The organism is Rhizobium mongolense USDA 1844 (assembly GCF_000419765.1).
Taxonomy (GTDB): domain Bacteria; phylum Pseudomonadota; class Alphaproteobacteria; order Rhizobiales; family Rhizobiaceae; genus Rhizobium; species Rhizobium mongolense.
In genome coordinates this window covers 15,176-30,991 of record NZ_ATTQ01000016.1, presented here as the reverse complement: position 1 = coordinate 30,991, position 15,816 = coordinate 15,176, and the positions used below count along the sequence as shown (strand labels likewise).

The following is a 15,816-nucleotide window of genomic DNA, read 5'->3' as shown; positions in this document are numbered from 1 at the left end:
CCCTAGAGATTGTCGAGCTTGTTCTGCAGGGCGCGCAGCTGTTCCTTCAACTCGTCGATATCCTTCGCCTCGGCCTTCCTCGATTCCTTGGCGGGAGGGGTCATGAAGGGAGAGAACATCTGCATCGCCTTTTGAAACATCTCGGTGTTGCGGCGGACCTGGTCCTCGACCATCTGCATCGGCAGCTGCAGGTTCTTGCCGAGCGGTGATTCGCCGAAGGCGCGGTTCACCTGTTCGCGCATCTGCGCCTGCTGTTCGGTAAAGGCGCGCATGGAATGTTCGAGGAAGCTCGGAACGACCATCTGCATCTGATCGCCGTAATAGGTGATGAGCTGGCGCAGGAAGGAAATCGGCAGCAGCGTATTCCCGGTTTTAGATTCCTGCTCGAAAATGATCTGGGTCAATACGGAATGTGTAATGTCATCACCGCTCTTTGCGTCCTGTACCGTAAAATCCTCTCCCTTCTTCACCATCTCCGCCAGATCTTCCAGCGTCACATAAGTGCTGGTGCCTGTATTGTAGAGGCGGCGGTTGGCGTATTTCTTGATGACTATTTGACCCTCATTCTTCGCCATATCAGTCTCCTGAACCCCGTCTGATTGTCATGGATATTCCTCCGTAACAGACTGTAGACGCAAAAGAAGCCTGGTGACAATCTCTTTGTGCGATGCGGCAACCCCTTTGAGAAAAGGGATAATTCGCATATTCGCAAGCCGCAGAGAAAATTGCCGCGATCGCCTTCCCGTTTGACTTAGGGCTGAAGCTTTGCCAGTTTCGACCTATGTAAGCTGAAGGAAAAACGAGGAGGCCTTTATGAGCAGTTCATCCATCGTCATCGCCAGCGCGGCCCGTACAGCGGTCGGCTCTTTCAATGGTGCATTCGCCACGGTTCCAGCGCATGAGCTTGGGGCTGCCGCCCTCAAAGCTGCGCTCGAACGCGCTGGCGTCGACGCAGCCGAGGTCGACGAGGTTATCCTTGGCCAGGTGCTGCAAGCAGGCGAGGGTCAAAATCCAGCGCGCCAGGCGGCCATAAAAGCGGGCGTTCCGAACGAGGCTACCGCCTGGAGCGTCAACCAGCTTTGCGGTTCGGGCCTTCGGGCAGTCGCTCTCGGAATGCAGCAGATCGCGCTGGGGGATGCCAAGATCATCGTTGCCGGCGGCCAGGAATCCATGTCGATGGCTCCGCATGCCGCGCATCTGCGTGGCGGTACGAAGATGGGCGACATGAAGATGGTCGACACCATGATCAAGGACGGCCTGACAGACGCATTTTACGGCTACCACATGGGCATCACCGCCGAGAACGTCGCCCGCCAGTGGCAACTTTCCCGCGACGATCAGGATCAGTTTGCGGTTTCCTCTCAAAACAAGGCGGAAGCGGCCCAGAAGGAAGGCCGCTTCAAGGATGAGATCGTTCCCTTCGTCATCCAGACACGCAAGGGCGATGTGACGGTGGATGCGGACGAGTATATCCGTCACGGTGCAACACTCGATGCGATGGGCAAGCTTCGTCCGGCCTTCGACAAAGAGGGCACGGTGACGGCTGGCAACGCGTCGGGCCTCAATGACGGCGCGGCAGCCGCGATCCTGATGACGGAAGCGGAGGCCGCCAGGCGCGGCATCCAGCCGCTGGCGCGCATCGTTTCCTGGGCGACGGCTGGCGTGGATCCTCAAGTCATGGGTACTGGCCCGATCCCTGCCTCGCGCAGGGCGCTCGAGAAGGCTGGCTGGTCCGTCGGCGATCTCGACCTGGTCGAGGCGAACGAGGCCTTTGCCGCTCAAGCTTGCGCTGTGAACAAGGATCTTGGCTGGGATCCGGCGATCGTCAACGTCAATGGCGGGGCAATCGCGATCGGTCATCCGATCGGTGCGTCCGGAGCGCGGGTTCTCAACACGCTGCTTTTCGAAATGAAGCGGCGCGGGGCCAAGAAGGGTCTTGCGACACTTTGCATCGGTGGCGGCATGGGTGTCGCCATGTGCTTCGAGGCACTTTGAACAGCATGCGATTGATGATTCGAGAACGCCTGATCAAAGGCGAATGACCGAGAGGGGAGCGAAGCATGAGCAGAGTGGTTTTGGTCACCGGTGGCACGCGCGGCATCGGTGCCGCCATTTCGATGGCACTTAGGAATGCGGGCTATAAGGTCGCCGCCAATTATGCCGGCAACGACGAGAAGGCGAGGGCCTTCCATGACGTGACCGGCATCCCGGTCTTCAAGTGGGATGTGTCCGATTACGTCGCTTGCGGCGAAGGTGTGGCAAAGGTGGAGGCAGAACTCGGCGGCATCGAGGTGCTGGTCAATAATGCCGGCATTACCCGCGACGCAATGTTTCACAAGATGACGCCGCAGCAATGGCATGAGGTCATCAATACAAACCTTACCGGCCTCTTCAACATGACGCACCACGTCTGGGGCGGGATGCGCGACCGTAGCTTCGGACGCATCGTCAACATCTCATCCATCAATGGCCAAAAGGGTCAGATGGGGCAGGTGAACTATTCGGCTGCCAAGGCGGGTGATCTCGGCTTTACGAAAGCGCTTGCCCAGGAGGGGGCAGCGAAGAACATTACGGTGAACGCCGTGTGCCCTGGCTATATCGGCACGGAGATGGTCCTCGCCGTTCCGGAGAAAGTGCTCAACGAGCGCATCATTCCCCAGATTCCGGTCGGGCGCCTTGGTGAGCCGGAGGAAGTCGCGCGCTGCGTTGCCTTCCTCATCTCCGACGATGCCGGCTTTATCACCGGCTCGACGATTTCGGCGAACGGTGGGCAGTTCTTCGTTTAGTTGCGGCGCGGACGCCTGATATTTGCCCGGGCTGGTACGCTTTGCGGACGCCTGTCGCCGCCGCAAAGCGCAGCAGAGGCCGTCGTGAGAAACGCTGCCGCAACAAGAACGGCGACAGCGGCATTCAAGATGATCTGAACCATGGAAGCACTCCTTGCGTAATCGGCAATCGTTGCCGCGTTATGCAAGGAATATGCGCCTCATCCCTATAGGGGAGTAGATTTGACTTTCGCGACCAATCGTCAACAGGCTATTGACGACGCTCAACAAAAACGGGCGCCGACGCGCCCGTTTGCATTCATTTAAACGACAATAGTTAGTTTAGTAACGGCGCGGGCAGCGTGCTTCGTAGCGGCGGCCATAGCGGTCGCGATAGACGCAGTAGCCGCGGTGTTCCACAGACTGGCCGATAAGAGCACCAGCAAGGCCGCCAGCAACTGCACCGACTGCAGCGCCGCCCCAGCTGTCGCTGACAGCACCACCAATGATTGCGCCGGTACCAGCGCCAATGGCCGTCCCTTTTTCCGTCGGCGTGCAGGATGCAAGGGCACCTACAAGGGCGGCTACAATCGCAATGTTTTTCATCATGAGTTTCACTCCCAGTTACCTAGCCGTTAAATCCGGCCCATTAAGACAAGGATAATTATAATGATGAGAACTAGTCCCAAACCACCGGAAGGTCCATAGCCCCAACCGCGGCTGTATCCCCAATTCGGGAGGGCGCCAATCAAAAGCAGAATAAGGATAATGAGAAGTATCGTGCCGAGCATGTTGCGATTCCTTCAACTCATCGTGAGTCCGAATGGACAATAAACACGCATCCGCGATTTTTGTTCCCGGCTAAGCTCCCCAGTATGCAAACGGCGCCGGTTTTCTGCTTTGGACGGAAATCAAGAACGGTGATCGACAGAAGCGTCAATCGTTAACAGCCCTGTTGACCGCAGTGCCGAACGACCGACGCTTTGTGGGGGGTCTATGGTTAAAATTGGACTATAATACAACATGTTGCGGTGAACGAACCCGGAAAATCGCGATGTCGCCGATTCGTAAGCGATTCGTTCCGGATTTGATCGAAATGTTAATGCGATCGCGTGAAGGCGTTGGTTAAATAGGAATCCGGCTTCCGAAGCCGGAAGCAACCTTGCCTTTTGCGATTCGCCGCCGATCGTTCCGGCTTCGGTCGAAGCATCAATTCCCGGCAGTTTTCCCGGCTATTTTCTCGTTCATGCTCGCTCTTGGCAAGAACGTTAACTCGAGCAGCATTTGGAGCTTTGCAGTGCCTGATGCCGATTCAGCATCTAGTAGGAAAAACTGATTCAAAACCAATACTTAGCCGTGAACAAAAGCTGAATCACCGCGCGTCACCGATTCGTCGCTGATTCGTTCTCACGCTGTTCCGAATCTTAAAACAGTCACTTAGCGGCATTTCCTGAATCAAAGTTGCAGCTCATTTTAGAAGACAGGTCTTGCGTTTAGCCGGGCGGCTGTCCATGTGTTGTTTGCTTCGGTAACGGAGCGCACTTGACCCCGAGGCTCCCCCGCCTCACTTGCATGGACAATGACACTGACATCGCAGCCCATGATACTGAGCGGGCGCGGCGTGACCGCGGTGCTCGGCCCCACCAATACGGGCAAGACCCATTACGCCATCGAGCGCATGGTAGCCCACGGCACCGGTGTGATCGGCCTGCCGCTGCGTTTGCTGGCACGTGAAGTCTATACGCGTGTCGTCGAAAAGGTGGGAGTGCAGAATGTCGCCCTCGTGACCGGCGAGGAGAAGATCTCGCCGCCGACTGCGCGCTTTTCGGTTTGCACGGTTGAAGCCATGCCGCGCGAAACCAAGGCCGCTTTTGTCGCGATCGATGAGGTCCAGCTTGCAGGCGACCTTGAGCGCGGCCACATCTTCACCGACCGTATTTTACATTTGCGCGGCCGCGACGAAACGCTGCTTCTAGGCGCCGACACGATGCGGCCGATCCTGCAGCAACTCCTGCCGGGCATCACGGTCGTTGAGAGGCCGCGGCTTTCGCACCTCTTCTACGCGGGTCAAAAGAAGATCACCCGTCTTCCTCAACGCTCGGTGATCGTCGCCTTTTCGGCAGATGAGGTCTACGCAATTGCCGAATTGATCCGCCGCCAGCGAGGGGGTGCTGCGGTTGTTCTCGGCGCCCTCAGCCCCCGCACCCGAAATTCTCAAGTTGCGCTTTATCAGGCCGGCGATGTTGAATATCTCGTCGCAACCGATGCGATCGGCATGGGCCTCAATCTCGATGTCGATCACGTGGCGTTTGCGCAGGACCGCAAGTTCGACGGCTATCAGTTCCGCAATCTCAATCCTGCCGAACTCGGCCAGGTTGCCGGACGTGCCGGCCGTCACGTGCGTGACGGTACATTCGGGGTAACAGGCCAAGTACAACCGTTCGACGATGAATTGGCGCAGCGGATAGAAGCGCACGAATTCGACAATGTCAGGGTCTTGCAGTGGCGCACGAAAGAGCTTGATTTCTCGTCGATACAATCATTGCGGGCGAGTCTTGAACGTCCGCCGAGCGCTGAAGGTTTGACGCGGGCTTTGCCCGCCGTCGACCAGCAAGCGCTTGAACATCTGACGCGCTATCCGGAAATCATTGATCTGGCTACAAATCCGCAGCGCGTGGAGAAGCTTTGGGAAACTTGCGCGCTGCCTGATTATCGGCGTATCACCCCTGCACAGCATGCTGACCTGATCTCGACGCTCTTTTCCGATCTTGTGCGCTATGGCACGGTGAACGAGCAGTTTCTCGCGGAGCAGGTGCAGCGAGCCGATCGCACGGATGGCGAAATTGACACGCTTTCGGCGCGAATCGCGCAGATAAGAACATGGACTTATGTGTCGAATCGGCCCGGATGGCTTGCCGATCCGACACACTGGCAGGAAAAGACGCGGGAAATCGAGGATCGATTGTCCGATGCGTTACATGAAAGGTTGACGAAACGCTTTGTTGATCGCAGGACATCTGTGCTCATGAAGCGCCTGAGAGAGAATGCGATGCTGGAAGCTGAAATCAGTGTGAATGGCGATGTCTTTGTTGAAGGACATCATGTGGGGCAGTTGTCCGGGTTCCGGTTTACCCCAATTTCGGGTGCGGACGGATCGGACGCCAAGGCGATCCAAACGGCATCGCAAAAGGCGCTTGCCCTGGAGTTCGAGGCACGCGCCGCGCGCCTCCATGCTGCAGGCAACAGCGATCTGGCGATCAGCGCCGACGGCCTCATCCGGTGGATCGGCGATCCGGTTGCGCGCCTTGCGGGCAGCGAGCACGTCATGCGCCCTCGCGTCATCCTGCTGGCCGACGAACAGCTGACCGGTAACGCGCGCGAGCACGTTGCAGCCCGCGTCGAACGCTTCGTCAATCACCATATCAGCACGGTTTTGAAGCCGCTCGACGATCTTTCTCGTGCTGAAGACCTTCAGGGCCTTGCCAAGGGCCTCGCCTTCCAGCTCGTCGAAAATCTCGGCGTGCTCTTCCGCCGCGATGTGACGGAAGAGGTGAAGTCGCTGGATCAGGACGCGCGCGCTTCCATGCGCCGTTATGGTGTTCGTTTCGGCGCCTACCACATTTTCGTCCCTGCGCTTTTGAAGCCGGCACCGGCTGAACTCATCACGCTGCTCTGGGCCTTGAAAAATGACGGCCTCGAAAAACCGGGCTATGGCGACCTCATTCCGGTGCTGGCTGCCGGCCGCACGTCCGTCGTGACCGATCCGGGCTTCGAGCGCACGTTCTATAAGCTCGCCGGCTTCCGTTTTCTCGGCAAGCGTGCCGTTCGCATCGACATTCTCGAGCGGCTGGCCGATATCATCCGTCCGTTGCTGCAGTGGAAGCCGGGTCAGGCGAACCGGCCGGAAGGCGCTTATGATGGACGCCGCTTCACGACCACCACCGCGATGCTTTCGATCCTCGGCGCGACGCTGGAGGACATGGAAGAGATCCTCAAGGGCCTCGGCTATCGCGCCGATGCCGTGACGGCCGAGGACGCGGCAACTCATCTTGCTGCCCAGGATGCTTCCGCTGCCCCGGCAGCCGAAACCTCCGGGGAAGAGGCCGGCGAGAAAGCCGATCATGACGATGCCGACAGCACATCGGAAGAAGCTGCTTCCGTGGCGCTGGCTGCAGAAGAAAAACCTGCTGTCGAGCCCGCGACAAGCGAAGAAACCGCGGCTGATCCTGCCGAAGCCGCTGAACCTGTCGAACCGAAACCTGTCCTTTTGTGGCGTCTTGGCGGACGCAACGACAATCATCGCCAAGCACGCGGCCCCGGGGACCGCCGCGGCGGTGACCGTCAGCAGCAGGGCAACCGCCGTCACGGCGGCGGTGAAGGCGCAGAAGGCAATCGTGGCGAAGGCCGGGACGGCAAACGCCACGAACGCGGCCGCGACGGCGGCAAGCCGCACCAGGCCCGTGGCGATCGCAACGAGCAGCGGGGTGATCGTCAGGATCGCGGTGACCGCAAGGATCGCAACGACCGCAACAACAATCGCAACGGCTCGCAACCGTTGCGCTTCGAGGCAAAGCCGCCGCGCAAGGAAAAGCCGATCGATCCGGATTCTCCTTTCGCAAAGCTTGCTGCCTTGAAGGAGCAGATGAAGAAGTAGCCGATGAGCGGGGAGACACAGCCAGGAAGCGGTTCGCGTCAGCGCATCGACAAGTGGCTGTTTTTCTCGCGCATGGTGAAATCACGCTCGCTGGCGCAAGGCCACATCCAGTCAGGCCACGTTCGCATCAATGGCGAGCGCGTCCAGCAACCCAGCCAGACCGTGAAGGCGGGTGACCGTGTCGAGTTGACGTTGGATCGCCGGGATGTGGTTCTGATCGTAAAGGCATCAGGTGAGAGGCGCGGGCCTTTCGAAGAGGCAAAACTGCTTTACGAGGATCTGACGCCGCCCCAGGGTGAGACAAAACGTCTCACGCCCTACGAGCAAGCCATCCGTTCGACCGGCGCTGGCCGGCCGACGAAAAAGGAGCGGCGCGCAGTCGACAGGCTGATGTCGGACGAGGATTAGAAAACTCTGTCCATCAGGCCCTGATCGACAGATCGTTTATTCTTGAAATTCGACCACAAAGCCGATACGTGACAGTCAACTTGCCGGACAGTGTGCTTGCCTCCCAAGCCTGTCCACGCTGTCCTCCGGCCAGGGGAAAGGCGCGACGTTCCAGGTTGCCCGGCCCCGCTTGCGTGAAAATCCTGGAGTTCTTCATGACCTATGTCGTGACCGACAATTGCATTCGCTGCAAATATACCGACTGCGTGGAAGTCTGCCCTGTCGACTGCTTCTATGAGGGCGAAAATTTCCTCGTCATCCACCCGGATGAGTGCATCGACTGCGGTGTCTGCGAACCGGAATGTCCCGCCGAGGCCATCAAGCCGGATACCGAGCCTGGGCTCGACAAGTGGCTCAAGATCAATGCTGAATATGCCAGCAGCTGGCCCAACATCACCGTCAAGAAAGAACCAATGGCGGAAGCCAAGGAAATGGACGGAGAGGCCGGCAAGTTCGAGAAGTACTTCAGCGAAAAACCCGGTTCCGGCGATTGATGATTATTTTGCCGGCGCAGCCTCGAAATCGGAGCCGAAGCCGGGCGTAAACGTTTATAAAATGCGTTGCTCATATGGGTGCCATGTGTTGCCCACATGACTCACGTTAAGCAAATTATTGATTTCCTCATATTTTTATGATAGGTTTGCCACACTGATCCATTTGAGGCACGAAGCGTGCCCAAAACCATCACGAAAGCAAAAGAAATCCGTACGCGGTTCCCCGTGAGATATCAAAGCCTTGAGCTGTTCGATCATTGATCGCGCGCAAGGAGATCTTTTGCTTCTGTCTGGTGGGACCAGAGTGAAGTCACCCGACGGAGCTGATCCGTCTCATCCGGGCCTGACTGACCCGGCTCCGGCCGCTGCCGGACGCGTAACAGGGAGTTTTTGATTAGTATGACGACCCAGCAGAAAAAACCTTCAGCAGCACGCCATGGCTTCAAGACCGGTGAATCGATCGTATACCCCGCTCACGGCGTCGGTAACATCACGGCTATCGAAGAGCAAGAAGTCGCCGGCATGAAGCTTGAGCTTTTCGTTATCGATTTCGAGAAAGACAAGATGCGCCTGAAAGTTCCGGTTGCCAAGGCAATGAGCATCGGCATGCGCAAGCTTTCAGAAACCGATTTCGTCGAGCGCGCCCTGAAGGTCGTGCAGGGTAAGGCACGTGTCAAGCGTACCATGTGGTCCCGCCGTGCGCAGGAATATGATGCCAAGATCAATTCCGGTGACCTGATTTCAATCGCAGAAGTCGTTCGCGACCTCTATCGCGCCGAAAATCAGCCGGAGCAATCCTATTCCGAGCGTCAGCTCTATGAAGCGGCACTCGATCGCATGGCGCGCGAAATCGCCGCAGTGAACAAGATGTCGGAAACGGAAGCCGTCCGTCTCGTTGAGATGAATCTCAACAAGGGTCCGAAGCGCGGCAAGGCAATCGAAGAAGACGATTCGCAGGACGAAGCCGCTTAATAGTGCATTGTTTTCCTTAACAAAAAGCCCGGCCTGCGTGCCGGGTTTTTTTGTGGAACTTTTTCCGGTCAGCCGCGTTTAGACACTGTACGTGCGGATTGCATCGGGAAATATCTGCCTGATCGAACGTTCGCATTCCTGTCAACGTTCGATGAGGAGCGGATCATGCCTTCCACAACTTGCCAGGCCGGCAACTTGAAGAAACGGGTCCAACCTTACCTGCATATGACGAAGAGATAGGGCCTCCTCCTGAAAAATCCAGGAGCGGGGCCTTTATGCATTCACACGCTGGATTGATCCGGGCAGCTTTGGTCCGGGAGTAACCTGATTGTTTTCTTTCAAGGGCACGAGGCCTGATTTTTAGGAGACCGATATGAAGAACATGTCTGCAGACCGGCGCATGATCAAAATCGCCATGGCGGCTCCCTATCTTGCTCGCGAAGAAGAACATGACCTCGCTATTCGCTGGAAGGACAATGAGGATCGCGGCGCCCGCAACCAGATCGCGATGGCTCACATGCGTCTCGTCATTTCGATGGCGGGCAAGTTTCGCAATTTCGGTCTGCCGATGAGCGATCTTGTCCAGGAAGGTTATGTCGGCCTGCTGGAAGCGGCCGCCCGCTTTGAGCCGGAGCGCGAGGTGCGCTTCTCTACCTACGCAAGCTGGTGGATTCGCGCGTCGATCCAGGATTACATCCTGCGCAACTGGTCGATTGTCCGCGGCGGCACGAGCTCCGCCCAGAAGGCTCTCTTCTTCAATCTGCGTCGCCTGCGCGCCAAACTTGCCAGAGGCGACTCGCATCTCACCCTTCAATCCATCCATCAGGAGATCGCGGCTGCCCTAGGTGTCAGCCTTGCCGACGTCCAGACGATGGATGCGCGCCTTTCCGGCAATGACGCCTCGCTGCAGGCGCCCTCGGTTTCCGGCGATGCCGACAGCGCGGAGAAGATGGATTTCCTTGTCAGCGACGATCCGTTGCCGGACGAGCAGGTTTCCAACATGATTGATGGCGAACGTCGCCGTATCTGGCTGACATCGGCGCTGAAACATCTCAATGAGCGCGAGATGAAGATCATTGCCGCACGCCGCCTTGCCGAAGAAGGCGCGACGCTCGAGGAGCTCGGCGCCGATCTCGGAATTTCGAAGGAACGCGTTCGCCAGATCGAAAGCCGCGCCATGGAAAAATTGCGCAGCGCGCTTGTCAGTGCGGATCCCCATATGGCGGCTCACGCCTAAAACTCTTACTTCCAGCAGCACAAACTGGCCCGGCGAAAGCCGGGTTTTTTTATTCGGAAATGATCTTCACGCGGTCGCCGGGCGAGACCGTGCCGCCAGTTGGCAGGGCATTGATCAGTTTGAAGAGGTCGAGCTTACGATCCGTGCCCAGCATTCGGGCCGCCAGCGTTGCAACGTTTTCGCCGGGACGGACGCTGATGACGCGGATTCTCAGAGGCTTCAGCGTCGCCGCCTCCTGCGGTGTCATGCGGCGGAAGCTGGCGCGCAAAACGTCTGCTGTCTGCTGCAGGACGGCACTGCCCTTTGGAACGGCGGTCAGGAAGCGGAAGATCTGCGAATTGTTGCGCACCACGGTCACGTCGAAATCCCATCGATCCGCGGTTGCACGGGCCGTTGCCGCTTCCATGCCGTTGACAGTGATCGGCCGGATCGTCGAAGGATCGAGGCCGGTGACCCAGCCGCTCGATATGTAGTTCGTCAAGCTTTGGTTGTCGTTGTCGGCAACCCCGTCGAAGCGGATCGCCACGTCTCCCGGACCGGTCGCCATGACGGCTTCGACTTTATTGTCGATGCTGAAATCCGGCGGCACGTCGAAGCGAATGCCGAGACCACCGTGCAGGAAGGTCTGGCCACGAACGTAGCCTTCCTCCGGACTGTCGCCATACAGAAGACCGTCGATGCCATCGAGATAATAGCCCCGGCCCTTGTCACCGACCGTCCCTTCCTGGCCGAAGGCGCGGGCGTGATCGCGCGCAAGCTCGATACGCTGCACCGAGTTCGGGTGGCTCGAAAGGAAGTCCAGGCTTTGGTCGGCCTCAGGATCGGCGGACATGAAGCGGCTATAGGCCGCCATGGAATCGAGGAAGCGGGTGGCCGCGTAAGGATCGTAGCCCGCTTCGCCAAGCATGCGGACGCCGATCACATCGGCCTGCAGTTCCTGCTGGCGCGAGAAGGCGGCGAGACGCAGCTTGCCGCGGGCAAGCGCCTGCTTGCCGGCGATGTCGCTCGACAAGACCTCGGCGACCACGCGGCTCGCAATGACCTCCGCCTCTTCGCGCTTCTGGCGTTCGATGCCGTGATTGGCCGTAACATGACCCATTTCATGCGACAGCACAGCCGCGACTTCAGAAGCGTCGTTGGCAAGCGCCAGCAGACCACGGGTCACATAGAGATAGCCGCCCGGCAGCGCGAAAGCGTTGATTGCCGGCGAATTCAAAATCGTGATTCGGTAGGACTGGCTCGGATTCTCCGACACCGCCGTTAGCGCACCGGCAATGCGCGCAACGAGGCGTTCAGTCTTGGCGTCCTTGTATTCGCCGCCGTAGCTCGCAACGATACGCGGATGTTCGCGCGCGCCCATGGCGGCACGCGGATCGTTCTTTTGCACTTCATCGACGATCTGCGGGCTGGCAGAGGGCGAGACCGTCGGCTGATAGGATTGCTCGAGAATAGACTGGCAGCCATTGAGCGCGACTGTGGCTGCAGACACCAGCAACGCATGGCGGCTCCACCGGTATGGCGCAGAAAGCACGTTACTGGAGGGCGCGGGGCGTTTCCACGTCGTCATGCTGTCCAGTCTGGCTCTCCGAGTCATCTTGCTTTTCGGCCGGTTTGCCGCTTGTCCGATCCGGCCGCTTCCAACGGGGTTCAACAGTCGTCCATCCCGGTTCTCGCACTGCACAGCGGGAAGACACAAGCCATTGCTGTAACTGATTTCCGCATCGGTTGCATAGCGAGACTCTGTTTAATTGTAGCGCCGTTGTATTTTAGCAAGCGTGGCGTCGTTAGGGCGATCTTTCGCTCGGATGAAAATGTGGCGAAAGTGCCATCGCAAGTATGAGATTCGTCAACCGTGCAGAAATCGCCTTAGCGCGGGCATATCTTCCCGCGCGAGATACTCGTTGAGCGGCGCGGCAAGACAGATCGTGCCTTTATCGATAAAGACACCGTAATCGGCGATGCGGCGCACCTCGTCGGGATCATGCGAAACGATGATCACCGTGTTTTCGGTTTCCATGTGCAAACCAAGCAGCAGTTCGGCCATGCCCGCGCGCAAGCCGGGGTCAAGTGCTGCAAAAGGTTCATCGAGCAGCAGAACGGCGCGCTTTCGCACGAGCGCCCGTGCAAATGCGGCGCGCTGCCGCTCTCCACCGGAAAGCGTTGCGGGCAGACGCCGTTCGAAATTGGCAAGGCCGACCTTCTCAAGTGCTTGGGAAATTTTTTTCCGGTCTTCGGCGGCAAGCTTCAACGCCGGATCGATCCCCAGGCCGACATTGGTGAAGATATCAAGATGGGCAAAGAGATTGTTGTCCTGGAAGACGACAGAGACCGGGCGTTCCGCCGGATAGGCGGCCGTCACATCGGCGCCGTGCATCAGAATGCGGCCGCTGTCAGGTCTTTCAAAACCGGCAAGCAGATTGAGAAAGGTTGACTTCCCGGCGCCGGAAGGGCCGCTCACCGCGACAATCCGGCCGGCCGGCAGACGGCAATCGAAATGGAACGCGTGCGTGCCGAGCATCAAGCGCACGTCCTGCATGTCGATCTCGTATCGATCAGCGATCGCCATCGCCATTCTCCCGTCTCGGCCGGCCCGCTGTTCCGGCGATTGTCAGCAGCAGGCAAATGATGCCGAGAATCAGCGCAAGGCCGTCGGCATCGTTCGTCCGGTAGCTGCCCATGCGGCTGTAGACGAGCCAGGGCAATGTGACAAAACCCTCAGAGCCGAAAAGAGCGACGGCACCGAGATCGCCGAGCGAGAGCGCCATGGCGAACGACAAGGCGGTGAGCAGCGGCTTCTTCAAGGCCGGCCAATCGATGAGCCTCAATCGAGCCGCGGTCGCAATACCCAGGCTTGCGGCGAGTTTCTGCGTCCGGCGCTGATGCACGACATAGGCCGGCTCCAGTACGCGCATGACAAAGGGAAGTGCCATCAGCATGTTGATGAGAACGACGAGCACGGCTGCAAAGCGCGTCGCATCGCCGACAGGCCGCAGTGCCATGAACCACCCCGTTGCGAGCACGATTGGCGGCACGAGAAGGACCATCGACGAAGCACCGCCCATGGCTGTGAAAAAGGACCTGTCGGTAACGCCGCGCCGCCGCTTCGATAAGATTGCATGCCGGGCACGAATCATCGCCATCGACAGGACGATCGAGAGCAGAGCGGCCGAAAGCGAGATCGCCAAGCTCATCCCGGCCGACTGCCAGAAGATCGCCTCCTGCAGCAGCTTTATGAGATCGGCGTGCAACCCGGCGGTGATGATCGACACAAGCGGAAAGCCGAGGAAAAGCACGGCGATCAGCAAGAGCAGACTGTCGGCCATTCTGGCACATGGCCCTTTGCCATCAAGCCGCTTGATGTCTCTGCCTTCGGTCAGGCCCTCATCTGCGGCAGGCGGAAAAAGTGCCATCGCGCCGAGGATCCCCGCCGTCAGCGCGATCTGCAGGAGCGACAAGGCGATTGCGCGGCCGGGGTCGAAATCGAAACGGAGCGACTGGTAGATCGCGACCTCGATCGTGGTTGCTGCCGGGCCGCCACCGAGGGTTAGCACCAACGTGAAGCTGGTGGCGCAGAGCATGAAGATCAATCCGGCTATCCCGGGAATGAGCGGGCGGATCGCCGGCCATTCAATGAAGCGGAAGACCGAGCGGGGCCGCATGCCGAGGCCGCTTGCCATCAGCCAGTATTCGGCGGGCACGCGTTCGAGACCTGCAAGCATCAGGCGGCAGGCAAGCGGCAGGTTGAAGAAGACATGGGCGAGAAGGATGCCGGTTAGCCCATAGATGCTCACCGGTTCGTCAAGCCCGACCTTCATCATAAGCGAGTTCAACAACCCCTGCCTGCCCCATATCCCGATCAAGCCGAGTGCGCCGATCAGTACCGGCAGCCCCATAGGAACGGCCATCAGGCGGATGATCCAGATGCGCCCTAAAAAATGCGGCTGGCGGGCGAGCGCGCGTGCAACCGGAATCGCGAAGGCGATCGAAAGTGCGGTCGAAAGCAGCGCCTGCAGCAGCGTGAAGCGCAGCACACGCAGAATATAAGGATCGAAAAGAATGCCGACGATGGCCGCGCCGCCTCCGGCAAAAAGCAAGGAGAACGCTGCAAGGCCGACAAACAACGTGACGGCGGCGAGGCTGATCGCTCCGCCGGTCAATGCACGCTGTCGTTCGGCTGCGGTCTGCAGCATCAGTTCATGCTCATCGCCGCCAGCCACTCGTCGATCCAGGCCTTGCGGCTCCTGGCGACGTCGTTGGGGCTCATCAGGAAGGTCTTGGCCGGATTGACGAGCTTGCTAAAGGCATCCGGCAGCGGCTTGGAGGTTGCGGAAACCGGCATCATCCAGTTGTTCGTCGGGATGGTATCCTGGAAGCCGGGTGTCATCATGAATTTCAGGAAGTCGCGGGCGAGATCCTTGTTCGGCGCATTCTTCAAAAGGCCCGCGACTTCGATCTGGATATAATGGCCTTCCGAGAAGGCTGCGGCCTGGTAGCGATCGGTATTCTCAGTCACCATGTGATAGGCAGGGGATGTGGTATAAGACAGCACCATCGGCGCCTCGCCCTTGGTGAACAGGCCATAGGCCTCGGACCAGCCGGGCGTGACCGTCAGGATGCGGTTCTTGAGTTTGACCCAGGCTTCCGGCGCCTTGTCGCCATAAATGGATTTGACCCAGAGCACCAGGCCGAGGCCCGGCGTCGAGGTTCGCGGATCTTCGATGACGATCTTCTGCGAAGGATCACCTTCGACCAGATCCTTCATGCTCTGGGGCGGGTCCTTGATCGTTTGCGTATCGTAGACGATCGCGAAGTGACCGTAGTCGTAGGGAACGAAGACATCGTCCACGAAGCCACCCGGCACCTTCAGCGCGCCGACATCGACGCCGCTTGCGTCGAATAGGCCTGTCTCCTTGGCTTCGGTGACGAGGTTCGTGTCGATGCCGAGGACGACGTCAGCCCTGGTGGAAGCTCCCTCGAGCTTCAAGCGCGAAAGCAGTGCGACGCCATCGGCGACGCTGACGAAATTGACCGTACAGCCGCATGTCTTCTCAAAAGCGTCCTTGACCTTCGGCCCCGGTCCCCATTCGGACGTGAAGCTTTCGTAAGTGTATATGGTGAGCGACTTTTCCGCGGCGTGCGCGGCAGACAAGCCGAGCGTCGCGGCGAAAAATGCTGCGGTCAGCGAAGAGATAATCGATGTGCGGCCGGACATGGCGTGCCTCCTCCTTGAGTTTCTTTTGAAGGGGA

At 58.8% G+C, this 15,816-nt stretch carries 15 protein-coding genes; 7 read left to right on the top strand and 8 right to left on the bottom strand.

What is annotated here, in order from left to right:
* Positions 1 to 2 precede the first annotated feature (2 nt).
* Positions 3 to 575, bottom strand: coding sequence for a polyhydroxyalkanoate synthesis repressor PhaR (phaR, locus tag A3C3_RS0125885; protein ID WP_022717482.1), 573 nt, complete (start codon positions 573 to 575; stop codon positions 3 to 5).
* 238 nt (positions 576 to 813) lie between these two features.
* On the opposite strand from phaR, the gene A3C3_RS0125880 reads away from it, so the two are divergent.
* Together A3C3_RS0125880 and phbB are read left to right on the top strand one after the other, a co-directional pair.
* Positions 814 to 1,995: an acetyl-CoA C-acetyltransferase gene (locus A3C3_RS0125880; RefSeq protein ID WP_022717481.1), complete on the top strand. Its 1,182-nt coding sequence runs from the start codon at positions 814 to 816 to the stop codon at positions 1,993 to 1,995.
* A gap of 65 nt (positions 1,996 to 2,060) precedes the next feature.
* Positions 2,061 to 2,786 (top strand): acetoacetyl-CoA reductase, encoded by a 726-nt coding sequence (gene phbB, locus A3C3_RS0125875; protein ID WP_022717480.1) that lies wholly within the window; start codon positions 2,061 to 2,063, stop codon positions 2,784 to 2,786.
* Here the strand turns inward: phbB and A3C3_RS46220 are convergent.
* The 3 genes from A3C3_RS46220 to A3C3_RS43985 all read right to left on the bottom strand — a co-directional run bounded on the left by A3C3_RS46220 (position 2,783) and on the right by A3C3_RS43985 (position 3,556).
* Positions 2,783 to 2,929 carry a hypothetical protein gene (locus A3C3_RS46220; protein ID WP_022717479.1) on the bottom strand — a complete coding sequence of 49 codons (147 nt, stop codon included), beginning with the start codon at positions 2,927 to 2,929 and terminating at the stop codon, positions 2,783 to 2,785. The genes phbB and A3C3_RS46220 overlap by 4 nt on opposite strands.
* 178 nt (positions 2,930 to 3,107) lie before the next feature.
* Positions 3,108 to 3,374 (bottom strand): YMGG-like glycine zipper-containing protein, encoded by a 267-nt coding sequence (locus A3C3_RS0125865; RefSeq protein WP_028739998.1) that lies wholly within the window; start codon positions 3,372 to 3,374, stop codon positions 3,108 to 3,110.
* Positions 3,375 to 3,400: 26 nt separating this feature from the next.
* The gene (locus A3C3_RS43985; RefSeq protein WP_022717477.1) at positions 3,401 to 3,556 is read right to left on the bottom strand and encodes a DUF3309 family protein; all 156 of its coding nucleotides are present in this window, start codon (positions 3,554 to 3,556) and stop codon (positions 3,401 to 3,403) included.
* 788 nt (positions 3,557 to 4,344) lie between these two features.
* Between A3C3_RS43985 and A3C3_RS0125855 the strand changes: the two genes are divergently transcribed.
* The 5 genes from A3C3_RS0125855 (at position 4,345) to A3C3_RS0125835 (ending at position 10,569) form a co-directional block, all read left to right on the top strand.
* The gene (locus A3C3_RS0125855) at positions 4,345 to 7,419 is read left to right on the top strand and encodes a DEAD/DEAH box helicase (RefSeq protein WP_028739997.1); all 3,075 of its coding nucleotides are present in this window, start codon (positions 4,345 to 4,347) and stop codon (positions 7,417 to 7,419) included.
* Between the two features lie 3 nt (positions 7,420 to 7,422).
* Positions 7,423 to 7,827, top strand: a complete 405-nt coding sequence (locus A3C3_RS0125850; protein ID WP_022717475.1) for an RNA-binding S4 domain-containing protein — start codon at positions 7,423 to 7,425, stop codon at positions 7,825 to 7,827.
* A 194-nt stretch (positions 7,828 to 8,021) separates the two neighbouring features.
* Positions 8,022 to 8,360, top strand: a complete 339-nt coding sequence (fdxA, locus tag A3C3_RS0125845; RefSeq protein ID WP_028739996.1) for a ferredoxin FdxA — start codon at positions 8,022 to 8,024, stop codon at positions 8,358 to 8,360.
* Positions 8,361 to 8,759: 399 nt separating this feature from the next.
* A complete protein-coding gene (locus A3C3_RS0125840; RefSeq protein WP_022717473.1) occupies positions 8,760 to 9,332 on the top strand; it encodes a CarD family transcriptional regulator in 573 nt (190 codons plus the stop codon).
* Between the two features lie 373 nt (positions 9,333 to 9,705).
* On the top strand, positions 9,706 to 10,569 hold the full coding sequence (locus tag A3C3_RS0125835) for an RNA polymerase factor sigma-32 (RefSeq protein ID WP_022717472.1): 864 nt from the start codon (positions 9,706 to 9,708) through the stop codon (positions 10,567 to 10,569).
* Positions 10,570 to 10,618: 49 nt separating this feature from the next.
* Here A3C3_RS0125835 and A3C3_RS0125830 read toward each other — a convergent pair whose 3' ends face one another.
* The 4 genes from A3C3_RS0125830 to thiB form a co-directional block, all read right to left on the bottom strand.
* The gene (locus A3C3_RS0125830; RefSeq protein ID WP_028739995.1) at positions 10,619 to 12,163 is read right to left on the bottom strand and encodes a M48 family metalloprotease; all 1,545 of its coding nucleotides are present in this window, start codon (positions 12,161 to 12,163) and stop codon (positions 10,619 to 10,621) included.
* 252 nt (positions 12,164 to 12,415) lie between these two features.
* Positions 12,416 to 13,135: a thiamine ABC transporter ATP-binding protein gene (locus A3C3_RS0125825; RefSeq protein WP_022717470.1), complete on the bottom strand. Its 720-nt coding sequence runs from the start codon at positions 13,133 to 13,135 to the stop codon at positions 12,416 to 12,418.
* The gene (gene thiP, locus A3C3_RS0125820; RefSeq protein WP_022717469.1) at positions 13,122 to 14,759 is read right to left on the bottom strand and encodes a thiamine/thiamine pyrophosphate ABC transporter permease ThiP; all 1,638 of its coding nucleotides are present in this window, start codon (positions 14,757 to 14,759) and stop codon (positions 13,122 to 13,124) included. The genes A3C3_RS0125825 and thiP overlap by 14 nt, the downstream gene beginning before the upstream one ends.
* A complete protein-coding gene (thiB, locus tag A3C3_RS0125815; RefSeq protein WP_022717468.1) occupies positions 14,759 to 15,781 on the bottom strand; it encodes a thiamine ABC transporter substrate binding subunit in 1,023 nt (340 codons plus the stop codon). The genes thiP and thiB overlap by 1 nt, the downstream gene beginning before the upstream one ends.
* Positions 15,782 to 15,816: the final 35 nt, after the last annotated feature.

Bases quoted from the DNA above. Each gene is read 5' to 3' on its own strand.
- phaR (WP_022717482.1), bottom strand. From the start codon at position 575: ATGGCGAAGAATGAGGGTCAAATAGTCATCAAGAAATACGCCAACCGC.
- A3C3_RS0125880 (WP_022717481.1), top strand. From the start codon at position 814: ATGAGCAGTTCATCCATCGTCATCGCCAGCGCGGCCCGTACAGCGGTC.
- phbB (WP_022717480.1), top strand. From the start codon at position 2,061: ATGAGCAGAGTGGTTTTGGTCACCGGTGGCACGCGCGGCATCGGTGCC.
- A3C3_RS46220 (WP_022717479.1), bottom strand. From the start codon at position 2,929: ATGGTTCAGATCATCTTGAATGCCGCTGTCGCCGTTCTTGTTGCGGCA.
- A3C3_RS0125865 (WP_028739998.1), bottom strand. From the start codon at position 3,374: ATGATGAAAAACATTGCGATTGTAGCCGCCCTTGTAGGTGCCCTTGCA.
- A3C3_RS43985 (WP_022717477.1), bottom strand. From the start codon at position 3,556: ATGCTCGGCACGATACTTCTCATTATCCTTATTCTGCTTTTGATTGGC.
- A3C3_RS0125855 (WP_028739997.1), top strand. From the start codon at position 4,345: ATGACACTGACATCGCAGCCCATGATACTGAGCGGGCGCGGCGTGACC.
- A3C3_RS0125850 (WP_022717475.1), top strand. From the start codon at position 7,423: ATGAGCGGGGAGACACAGCCAGGAAGCGGTTCGCGTCAGCGCATCGAC.
- fdxA (WP_028739996.1), top strand. From the start codon at position 8,022: ATGACCTATGTCGTGACCGACAATTGCATTCGCTGCAAATATACCGAC.
- A3C3_RS0125840 (WP_022717473.1), top strand. From the start codon at position 8,760: ATGACGACCCAGCAGAAAAAACCTTCAGCAGCACGCCATGGCTTCAAG.
- A3C3_RS0125835 (WP_022717472.1), top strand. From the start codon at position 9,706: ATGAAGAACATGTCTGCAGACCGGCGCATGATCAAAATCGCCATGGCG.
- A3C3_RS0125830 (WP_028739995.1), bottom strand. From the start codon at position 12,163: ATGACTCGGAGAGCCAGACTGGACAGCATGACGACGTGGAAACGCCCC.
- A3C3_RS0125825 (WP_022717470.1), bottom strand. From the start codon at position 13,135: ATGGCGATCGCTGATCGATACGAGATCGACATGCAGGACGTGCGCTTG.
- thiP (WP_022717469.1), bottom strand. From the start codon at position 14,759: ATGCTGCAGACCGCAGCCGAACGACAGCGTGCATTGACCGGCGGAGCG.
- thiB (WP_022717468.1), bottom strand. From the start codon at position 15,781: ATGTCCGGCCGCACATCGATTATCTCTTCGCTGACCGCAGCATTTTTC.